The 8,885-nt window shown below is 73.5% G+C and carries 11 protein-coding genes; 8 read left to right on the top strand and 3 right to left on the bottom strand.

Annotation, left to right across the window (positions count from 1 at the left end; genetic code table 11):
- Positions 1-94: 94 nt before the first annotated feature.
- Positions 95-943, top strand: coding sequence for a single-stranded DNA-binding protein (locus SNR22_RS26390; protein WP_320069360.1), 849 nt, complete (start codon positions 95-97; stop codon positions 941-943).
- A 139-nt stretch (positions 944-1,082) separates the two neighbouring features.
- On the opposite strand, the gene SNR22_RS26385 is transcribed toward SNR22_RS26390, so the two are convergent.
- Entirely contained in the window at positions 1,083-1,334 is a 252-nt protein-coding gene (locus SNR22_RS26385) for a flavin reductase (protein WP_320069359.1), read from the bottom strand.
- On the bottom strand, positions 1,334-1,621 hold the full coding sequence (locus tag SNR22_RS26380) for a hypothetical protein (protein WP_320069358.1): 288 nt from the start codon (positions 1,619-1,621) through the stop codon (positions 1,334-1,336). The genes SNR22_RS26385 and SNR22_RS26380 overlap by 1 nt, the downstream gene beginning before the upstream one ends.
- A gap of 526 nt (positions 1,622-2,147) precedes the next feature.
- Between SNR22_RS26380 and SNR22_RS26375 the strand changes: the two genes are divergently transcribed.
- The 6 genes from SNR22_RS26375 (at position 2,148) to SNR22_RS26350 (ending at position 7,598) form a co-directional block, all read left to right on the top strand.
- Entirely contained in the window at positions 2,148-2,945 is a 798-nt protein-coding gene (locus tag SNR22_RS26375; RefSeq protein ID WP_320069357.1) for a helix-turn-helix transcriptional regulator, read from the top strand.
- Entirely contained in the window at positions 2,936-3,130 is a 195-nt protein-coding gene (locus tag SNR22_RS26370) for a DUF397 domain-containing protein (RefSeq protein ID WP_320069356.1), read from the top strand. Before SNR22_RS26375 ends, SNR22_RS26370 begins: the two co-directional genes overlap by 10 nt.
- A 109-nt stretch (positions 3,131-3,239) precedes the next feature.
- Complete coding sequence (locus SNR22_RS26365; RefSeq protein ID WP_413775715.1) at positions 3,240-3,590, top strand: VOC family protein; 351 nt, start codon at positions 3,240-3,242, stop codon at positions 3,588-3,590.
- Positions 3,591-3,649: 59 nt separating this feature from the next.
- Positions 3,650-4,669 carry a cobalamin biosynthesis protein gene (locus SNR22_RS26360; protein WP_320069354.1) on the top strand — a complete coding sequence of 340 codons (1,020 nt, stop codon included), beginning with the start codon at positions 3,650-3,652 and terminating at the stop codon, positions 4,667-4,669.
- Positions 4,666-6,210 carry a cobyric acid synthase gene (locus tag SNR22_RS26355; RefSeq protein WP_320069353.1) on the top strand — a complete coding sequence of 515 codons (1,545 nt, stop codon included), beginning with the start codon at positions 4,666-4,668 and terminating at the stop codon, positions 6,208-6,210. The genes SNR22_RS26360 and SNR22_RS26355 overlap by 4 nt, the downstream gene beginning before the upstream one ends.
- 326 nt (positions 6,211-6,536) lie before the next feature.
- Positions 6,537-7,598: a hypothetical protein gene (locus tag SNR22_RS26350; protein ID WP_320069352.1), complete on the top strand. Its 1,062-nt coding sequence runs from the start codon at positions 6,537-6,539 to the stop codon at positions 7,596-7,598.
- Between the two features lie 77 nt (positions 7,599-7,675).
- Here the strand turns inward: SNR22_RS26350 and SNR22_RS26345 are convergent, their stop codons facing one another.
- Complete coding sequence (locus SNR22_RS26345) at positions 7,676-8,077, bottom strand: rhodanese-like domain-containing protein (protein ID WP_320069370.1); 402 nt, start codon at positions 8,075-8,077, stop codon at positions 7,676-7,678.
- 124 nt (positions 8,078-8,201) lie between these two features.
- Between SNR22_RS26345 and SNR22_RS29505 the strand changes: the two genes are divergently transcribed.
- Positions 8,202-8,825: a uridine kinase gene (locus SNR22_RS29505; RefSeq protein ID WP_413775714.1), complete on the top strand. Its 624-nt coding sequence runs from the start codon at positions 8,202-8,204 to the stop codon at positions 8,823-8,825.
- The last annotated feature ends 60 nt before the right edge of the window (positions 8,826-8,885 follow it).

Below are 8,885 nucleotides of genomic sequence, written 5' to 3'. Positions count from 1 at the left end.
GCTGCCGGCCATGGACCGGGAGACCGCCGACGCCGTAAGGCGCATCCGCCGCCGGCTGGCCAGCGGCCACTAGTCACTGAGGGGTAATAGATCTTTGCAATCTCCCACGATTGTCGGCAATGTGCTGACTGCGCCGGAATGGCGGCGCACCGCCCAGAGCAACACCCTGGTGGCCAACTTCAAGGTCGCCTCCACCGCCCGCCGGCTCGACCGGGACCGCGGCCGGTGGGTCGACGGCAACAGCCTTCGGGTACGCGTCAACTGCTGGCGCAAGCTGGCCGAGGGGGTCGCCTCCTCGGTGATGGTCGGCGACCCGGTCGTGGTCGCCGGCCGCCTCTACACCCGGGACTGGACCGACGAGGCCGGCAACCACCGCACCCTCTACGAGCTGGAGGCCGTCGCGGTCGGGCACGACCTGTCCAGGGGGCGGGGAAGATTCCTGCGCAACCGGCCGACCATGGCCACCAGCACCGTCGAGGACGCCGAGGCGGAGAGCCGGGTGCACGGGGAGCCGACCGAGCGGGTCCCGCGGGGGCAGGTGCCCGCCTCGCCGGCCAACCGTCCCTTCGACGAAGACTTCGAGCCGGGCGGCTTCGACCCGGCCCGGGGCTCGTTCGACGCCCCACCCGCCGGGCGTGACCCGGCCGGGGGCCCCGACTTCGAAGACCTGGAGGGAGATCCCTTCGACGATCGGGCCGACCCCGCCCACGACGACGAGCTGACGGAGTTGGGCGTCGACGGCGGGGACGACCTGTCCCCGTTGCCCGACTCAGAGACGCCCGACGGAGAGGTGCCCTCCGGCGACGTCGTCCGGGCCGGCGAGGTCGACCTGTCGGCCCAGGGCGGTCACAGCGACCCGGAACCGTCCGGCGGAGAGCCGGAGGGGGTGACCCCCGACCGCCGGGGCCGGCGGGGCCGTGGACGGGTCCCGGTGTCCGCCTGACGATCGGCCGAGGCGCTCGACGGGCTGGCACGGGGCAGCCGTAGCGCCTCGGCCGCCCCGATCCGCCGCCGAGGAGGCGCGCCCCGGTGCCGGTTCTCCCACGGGGGAGGGAGACGGTGCCGGGGCGGGCGGCGATGGGTTACCCGCGTGCCCGTGCCCAGGACAGGAAGCGGTCGGTCAGGTCGCCCGGGGGTGAGTCGGGGCTGAGCCGGGCCAGGTGGTCGGCCGCCTCCAGCTTCAGCGCAGCCAGGTAGATCAGGAGGCCGACGCGGTTGCCCCGGTACTCGACCAGCAGGCATAGCCGGGCCTCCCCACAGGGCCAGGGGTGGCCGCAGCGGCGGCACAGCCAGATGGGGCGGACGGGCAGGTGGGGACGGGCGGCGCGAGTCATCAGCGCACCCGCAGGGCGACGGCTCGCGCCTCTTCGTCGGTCAGCGGCATGAACCAGAGGAAGCGCCGCACGATCTGCGGCGGCGTCGGTCCGTCCGGGTGGCCGCGCAGGTCCCGGACCGCCTGGCCGAGCAGCAACGTGAAGCACGACAGCAGCGCGCCGCGCAGGTGTCGGTCCAGCGGCAGCCCTCGCCAGGTCGCACACGGGAACTCCTCGCCGCACGCCTCGCACCGCCAGCCGGGCCCGGCTGCGCAGTGGTCGGCCAGGTCCGGTTCGCGTAGTTCCATCACTGCCGGCCTCGGTTCCCGCGCCTGAGCTGCGCCGGGGCCGGCAACTCGCGGGCCATCTCCCGGAGGACCCGGATCGCCCCGTCGTTACGCGGCACCCGCAGCGGCGGGATCATCGGCCCCACAAGGGGAGGGTCGTACCGCACCGGCTTCGGCTGTTGGTCCGGCTTCGGCTGTTGCTTCGGCTTCGGCTCGGGCTTCGCCGTGCGATGCGCCCGGCACACCTGGCACGCGCAGTGCCGGCCCCGCCGGCTCCGGTGACGTCCTCCTCGGTGCGACATGGCTCTCCCTGTCCGTCGAGTTTGGAAGCGCTGCCCGTTCCTGGAAGGAGACGGGGTGGCCTTGGTCAAGGGCCGCCAACAGCCATCGCTCCGCCAGCGGTCCGCTAATGGAACTCTGCGCTGTGACCGCCTAACCTCGGAAGGTGATCGGCCCCATTGGAGGGACTGCGACGGAGGTAGTTTCGCCTGGTGGGGGTGTGTGAGGGGCGATGCCGGAAGGCTGGGGGAGGTGTGGGGACGTGGGCATGACCGCTGCGGAGATCCTGCTGGACGAGCTGCGCCACGCAAGAACATCGCGTGGCATGAACCAGGATGAATTCGGCAAAACGATCAGCTACTCAGGTACTCACGTCAGCGCAGTGGAGACCGGCACCCGCTCGCCGACAGGCGACTATGTGGCGGCGGTGGACAAGGCTCTGAGAACCGGTGGCATGTTCGCCCGGCTGCTTGAGCGGTTGTCGGAGCTAGATGCCGCACCCCTCTGGCTGCGCGAGTGGATCACTTTCGAGCAGCAGGCACGGACCCTGCGTTGGTACGAGGTGGCATGGGTTCCGGGACTTCTCCAGACCGAGGGGTACGCCCGCGGGGTCTTCGCCAGCGACGGCAGGCTGAGCGCCGACGAGGTGGAAAGCCGAGTGGCCAAGCGACTCGCGCGGCAGAAAATCCTCAGAGGTGAAGACCCGCCGCAGGTCATAGCGATCGTGGACGATGCCGTCCTTCGCCGCCCCGTCGGCGGTGCGGCGGTCATGCGGGAGCAACTCTTCCACTTGGTGCATCTCAACCAGGACAGTCGGCGCGTCAGAATCCATGTCGTACCGTCCGGGGTCGGTGCGTACGCTGGCTTGGACGGGCCGTTCGTCATCGCGACCCTGCCTGGCCTGGTCGACGTCTGTTACTTGGACAACCGGCTTCAGGGGCAGGTGATCGAGCGGAGTGCCGAGATCGCGGTTGTCCGCGAACAGTGGGAAGCCACGCTCGCCGAAGCGCTTACCCTTCAACAGTCCACCGAACTGATACTGGAAGTGGCGAAGTCATGGACCTGACCGGTGCACGTTGGCGCAAGAGCACTCGAAGTGGCACCAACCAGGGAGCTTGTGTAGAGGTCGCCGATAACCTTGTGGTGGCGGTCTACGTCCGCGACACGAAGGACAACGGATCCGGTCCGGTTCTGGCGTTCTCCCGCGAATCCTGGGGAGCGTTCGTCGGCCAGGTCGCCACGCGGGCCTGACCGGCGGAAACTCGGCCCCCGTATCGGCGACCGAGCGCACCGGACCTGCTGCGCTGTTAGCGTTCGGGCTGTGCGCGGGGAAATCAGGCTCGATCATTGCGTGATCGCGGTGAGCGACTGGGACAGGTCTGCGACCTTCTACCGGGATGTGCTCGGTGCCGAGGTCGTCGGGCATCCCGGCGGCCGGGTCGCGTACCAGCTCGGCGACCAGCAGCTCAATGTCCACGGGCCCGGCCTGGACGTCGGGGCGCTGGTCGCTCGTCTTCCTGTTGCCCCCGGCGGCAGCGATCTGTGTTTCTCCTGGCCCGGGACGGTGGACGAAATCCTCGACCATCTCCAGCGGCACGGCGTCGCCGTGGAGACCGGGCCGGTCGACCGCGACGGCGGGCGTGGCCACGGCCGGAGTGTCTACTGCCGCGATCCCGACGGATCTCTGCTGGAGTTGATCAGTTACCGGTGACGGGCCGGCCGTGGCGGTCGATCGGGCGGCTACGCTGGCCGGCCGGGGGGTGGTGGCAGGTGCGGCAGTCGGTCGTCGTGGCTAACGCGGCAGGTCTGGTGGCGGGGTACGCCCTGGACTCCCTCCTCGGTGACCCCCGGCGCTGGCATCCGGTGGCCGGCTTCGGCCGGGCGGCCGGGGCGCTGGAACGGCAGGTCTACCGGCCGGACCGTACCGCCGGGGTGGTGTTCACCGCACTGGCCGTGGGGGTGCCGGTGCTGGCCGGCGCGGCGGCGACGATGGCCACCCGGAACCGGCCCGTCGGCCGGGCCGTGCTGATGGCCGCCGCCACCTGGACGGTGCTCGGCGGTCGCACCCTGCGCCACGAGGCGAAGGCGATGGGCGGGGCGCTGAGCGGCGGGAACCTGCCGGGAGCCCGCCGGCGCCTGGGGAATCTGTGCGGGCGGGATCCGTCGACGCTCGACGAGCCGGAGCTGGCCCGCGCCACCGTCGAGTCGGTCGCCGAGAACACCTCCGACGCGGTGGTCGCACCACTGCTGTGGGGGGCGGTTGCCGGCCTGCCCGGCCTCCTCGGCTACCGGGCGGCCAACACCCTCGACGCGATGGTCGGCCACCGCTCGCCCCGGTACGCGAACTTCGGCACCCCGGCGGCCCGCCTCGACGACCTGCTCAACCTCGCCCCGTCCCGGCTGACCGGGCTGCTCACCGTCGCCGTGGCCCCGGCCGCGCACGGCGACCGGGGCCGAGCCTGGCGGGTGTGGCTGCGGGACCGCAACGATCATCCCAGCCCGAACGCCGGGCAGTGCGAGGCGGCGATGGCCGGGGCGCTCGGGGTGCGGCTCGGCGGGCGCAACGTCTACTTCGGGCGGTCGGAGGTGCGGCCGTACCTCGGCGACGGGCCCCGCCCCGAGGCTCGGCACCTGAAGCGGGCCGCGAGGGTCTCCGGCGCGGTCGGACTGGCCGCGCTCGGCGTGGCCGCCGCGTACCCGGTGACCGTGGGGCGGCTGGCCGGCGCGGTGGCCAGGGTCGGTTGGCGGGGCCTCGTTGCCGGGATGCGCGGGACCGGCCGGCGGCGGTGAGCGGGGGGCTGCTGGTCGCGGGGACGACCTCCGACGCGGGCAAGAGCGTGCTCACCGCCGGAATCTGCCGGTGGTTGCACCGGCGTGGGGTGCGGGTGGCGCCGTTCAAGGCACAGAACATGTCCAACAACTCGGCGGTGGTGGTCGGCCCGGACGGCCGGGGCGGTGAGATCGGCCGGGCCCAGGCGATGCAGGCGGCGGCCTGCGGGATCGCCCCCGACCTGCGGTTCAACCCGGTACTGCTCAAGCCGGGCAGCGACCGGTCCAGCCAGGTGGTGCTGCTCGGCGAGGCCGTCGACACGGTCACCGCCGGCAACTACCACGCCCTGCGGCCCCGGCTCGCCGAGGCGGCGTTCACCGCGCTGGCCGAGCTGCGTGAGGCGTACGACGTGGTGGTCTGCGAGGGGGCCGGCAGCCCGGCGGAGATCAACCTGCGGTCCGGCGACTACGTGAACATGGGCCTGGCCCGGCACGCCAGGCTGCCCACGATCGTGGTGGGCGACATCGACCGGGGCGGGGTGTTCGCCGCGATGTTCGGCACCGTCGCCCTGCTCGACCCGGCCGACCAGGCACTGATCGCCGGTTTTGTGATCAACAAGTTCCGGGGTGACCTCGGGCTGCTCCGGCCGGGGCTGGACATGCTGCACCGGGTCACCGGCCGCCCCACGTACGGGGTGCTGCCCTGGCACCTCGACCTGTGGTTGGACGCTGAGGACTCGCTCGCGTACGGCCGGGTGCTCGGTCGGCCCGCGGCCCCGCACGGCACCGACTGGCTGGACGTGGCGGTGGTTCGGCTGCCCCGGATCAGCAACGCCACCGACGTGGAGGCGCTGGCCACCGAGCCCGGCGTTCGGGTCCGGCTCACTGTGGAGCCCGCCGAACTGGCCGCCGCCGACGTGATCGTGCTCCCCGGCTCCAAGTCCACCGTGGCCGACCTCTCCTGGCTGCGCGAGACCGGGCTGGCCGAGGCCGTGCTGACACACGCGGCGGCCGGCAAGCCGCTGCTCGACATCTGCGGCGGCTTCCAGATGCTCGGCCGGGCGGTGCACGACCCGGTGGAGAGCCGCGCCGGCAGCGTCCCCGGGCTGGGCCTGCTGCCCGTCGAGGTCACCTTCGCGCCGGGCAAGACCGTCCGAGTCTCGGCCGGCACCGCCGCCACCGACCCGGACATCCAGGTTCGGGGGTACGAGATCCACCACGGGTACGTCTCGGCGGTCGACCCGGCGCTGCCACCCCTGCTGACGTACGACGACGGCACCGGCGAGGGGGCAGTGCTCGGCGCGGTGTGCGGCACCCACTGGCACGGGGCATTCGAGTCCGACGCGTTCCGCCGCCGGTTCCTCACCGAGGCGGCCAGGCTCGCCGGCCGCGCCGGCTTCCGGGTCGCCCCGGACACCGCGTTCGCCGCCGCCCGCGAGCGGTCCCTGGACCTGCTCGGCGACCTGGTCGAGGAGCACCTGGACACCGACGCCCTCTGGCACCTGATCGAGTCCGGCCCACCCACCGGGCTGCCCTTCCTCCCACCCGGCCCTCCCACCTAACCCCACCCCGCCCGCCCCCGCCCCTATTCGATCCGCGCAGATTCAGAGAATGTGTGGTCACGGGGCGCCGAAAGGCCACACATTCTCTGAATCTGCGGGCGGCGGGGGTTCGGGCGGCGGGCGGGAGCGGGGCGGCGGGCGAGGGCGTGCGCGGGCGCGGGCTGGTGCGGCGGCGGGGCGGGGCGTGCGTGGGGCGGTGCGGGTCGGGGCGTTGGCGGTAGTGATGTGTCGCACATGTCCGGGTAGGCCCAGGCTGGCCGCATCGGGGGCGGTACGGGCCGGCGAGAGGGACGTGCGGAGGCGGGCGTGCTCGCTAGGCTGCGCCGATGATCTTCAACCGCAGGGGGAAGCTGGCGGACCGGCTCTCCGACGTCGAGGCGGCCGTACGCGAGCGCGACGGCGCCGCCATGACCCGGGCCATGCCGGGGGTCTGGCAGGCCGCGCAGCAGGCGACCGTCGCGGAACTGGATGAGGCGCTGCCCCGGTGCGTGGCCCTCCTGCCGCAGCTCGGCACCGGCGCCCGGGGCCAGTTCTCCGTCCTCTGCGGGGCGCTGGTCGAGTTGGGTGCCCGCCCCGACCTCCTGGCCGCCCCGGTGGCTGACGGGTTCGCCGCCGCGCTCATCGGCGCCCACCGCTTCCGGGCCGGCTGGCAGCGGGTACGCGGCGACGACGAGCCGCCCGACCCCGACGACCCCGCCACCATGGACGGGGCGATCGCCGTGCTCACCGAGGCGTACGACGACGAGCAGGACGCCCTCGACGCCGTGCAGAGCTGGTATGCGGCCGGCGCCTGGGCCATGCCCGCGATCACCCTGTTGCAGCAGTCGGCGCTGGTCCGGGCGACCTTCCCGCACCGGGAGCGACTGCTCACGGTCGGGGCGGAGCTGGCCGGCGAGCGGCCCGACCTGGAGTGCGTCCTCGGGTTGCTGCGGGTGCTCGACGGGGAGCCGCTACTCGTGCTGCACCGGGCGACGGGCCAGGGCTGGCGGGTCACCATCGAGGGCGTCGCCGACAACTTCCAACTGCACACCCTGCTGGCCGGGGCGCTCGCCGGCCCGGCCGAGCGGGGCCTGATCGAGGGACTGACCGTCGACCCGTCCTGGGTCGAGGTGGCCACCGACGCGCCCGAGGACCGGTTCGGCGGCACCGTCGTCGGCTGCTTCAACCTGGTTGACGGGCACGGCAAGTGGATCTGGAACGAGGGCGCGCCGGCGGACATCCCGCTCTTCGACGATGCCCGCGTCGTGGTCCTGGACCCGCTGCCGTACCAGCGGAGCTGGAACAACATCCGACGGTTCCCGTTGATGCCCGCGGCGCTGACCGTGGCGCAGACGCTCCCCCCGGCCGAGGCGGCCGACTGGCTCGCCCGGGTGGCCCCGCCCGCCTGAGCGCCCGTTCGGGTGGCCGACCGGCCACGGCCGACTGAGCGGCCGACTGGGCGCCCGACTGAGTGCCCGCGGTCGGGTCAGTAACGGATGTCGGCGGGGCGGTCGGACATCGGCAGTCCCGCCTCCCGCCACGCCTCGACGCCGCCGACCATGTCGGTGGCGCGGTGCAGGCCGAGGGTACGCAGGCTGGCCACGGCCAGGCTGGAGCTGTAGCCCTGCCGGCACACCAGCACGACCTCCCGGTCGTACCCGGTGGCCTCGGGGATGTGCCAGTCGCTGGCCGGGTCCAGCCGCCACTCCAGCACCGTCCGGTCGATGACGACCGCGCCGGGTAGTTCGCCCTGTTCCCGGCGCTGCACGTCGGAGCGGGTGTCGACGAGTAGCGCGCCGAGGCGTACCGCCTCGACGGTCTCGTGCGGGGTCAGCCGGCGGACCCCCGAGCGGGCCTGTTCCAGCAGGGCGTCGATGCCCGGGCTCATCACGTTGTGGCGCACGGCACGATCATGCCCACCGGGCGGCAGGTCCGCGTGGCGAAACGGGCTCCGTTCGACCGGACGACGTACCGCCGGGAATCGGGCCCACCGGGCGGTTAACGTCGGGTCCATGATGGTTCCGGTCGTCGAGACGTACGCCGGGCTGGGCCGGCGGGTGCTGGCCGGGCCGGCCCGGTTGGGGCGTACCCGACTCGTGGCGGTCGACGGGCCGAGCGGCGCGGGGAAGGGCGTCTTCGCCGGTCGCCTCGCGGACGCCCTCGCCGCGCTGCCCGGCGGCGGGCGGCCACCGGTGGTGCACACCGACGACCTGCTCGACGGCTGGGACGACCAGCTCACCTTCTGGTCCCGGTTGGAGGAGTGGGTGCTCGCCCCGCTGCGGGCCGGCCGGCCCGGGGCGTACCGGCGGTACAGCTGGCCGCGCCGGTCCTTCCTGCCGCGCGAGGTGCCGGTGCCGCCCGCCCCCGTGCTGCTCATCGAGGGGGTCAGCGCCGCGCGGTCCGTGATCCGGCCCGAGCTGACCCTGTCGGTCCTGGTCACCGCGCCAGCCGACCTGCGGCTTGCCCGGGCGGCCGCCCGGGACGGGCCGGAGATCCTGCCGGAGCTGCGGCGCTGGCACGCCGGGGAGCGAGCGCACTTCGCCGCCGACGCCACCGCTGACGTCGTGGACCTGGTGGTCGACGGCGCCCCGAGCGCGCCGCACGACCCGCACGGGGAGTACGTCCGCCTCCGGTGAGGCCATGCTGCCCGTTCGGGCTGGGCCGGCGGGCTGGGCTGGCGGGCTGGTCCGGCGGGC

The organism is Micromonospora sp. RTGN7, assembly GCF_033804645.1.
Lineage (GTDB): Bacteria > Actinomycetota > Actinomycetes > Mycobacteriales > Micromonosporaceae > Micromonospora.
The sequence above is the reverse complement of the archived record's forward strand: the minus strand, read 5'-3'. Positions and strand labels throughout refer to the sequence as shown.

Excerpts from the sequence above, each read along its gene's own strand:
- SNR22_RS26375 (WP_320069357.1), top strand. The coding sequence starts at position 2,148 with ATGACCGCTGCGGAGATCCTGCTGGACGAGCTGCGCCACGCAAGAACA.
- SNR22_RS26370 (WP_320069356.1), top strand. The coding sequence starts at position 2,936 with ATGGACCTGACCGGTGCACGTTGGCGCAAGAGCACTCGAAGTGGCACC.
- SNR22_RS26385 (WP_320069359.1), bottom strand. The coding sequence starts at position 1,334 with ATGACTCGCGCCGCCCGTCCCCACCTGCCCGTCCGCCCCATCTGGCTG.
- SNR22_RS26350 (WP_320069352.1), top strand. The coding sequence starts at position 6,537 with ATGATCTTCAACCGCAGGGGGAAGCTGGCGGACCGGCTCTCCGACGTC.
- SNR22_RS26345 (WP_320069370.1), bottom strand. The coding sequence starts at position 8,077 with ATGAGCCCGGGCATCGACGCCCTGCTGGAACAGGCCCGCTCGGGGGTC.
- SNR22_RS29505 (WP_413775714.1), top strand. The coding sequence starts at position 8,202 with ATGATGGTTCCGGTCGTCGAGACGTACGCCGGGCTGGGCCGGCGGGTG.
- SNR22_RS26380 (WP_320069358.1), bottom strand. The coding sequence starts at position 1,621 with ATGGAACTACGCGAACCGGACCTGGCCGACCACTGCGCAGCCGGGCCC.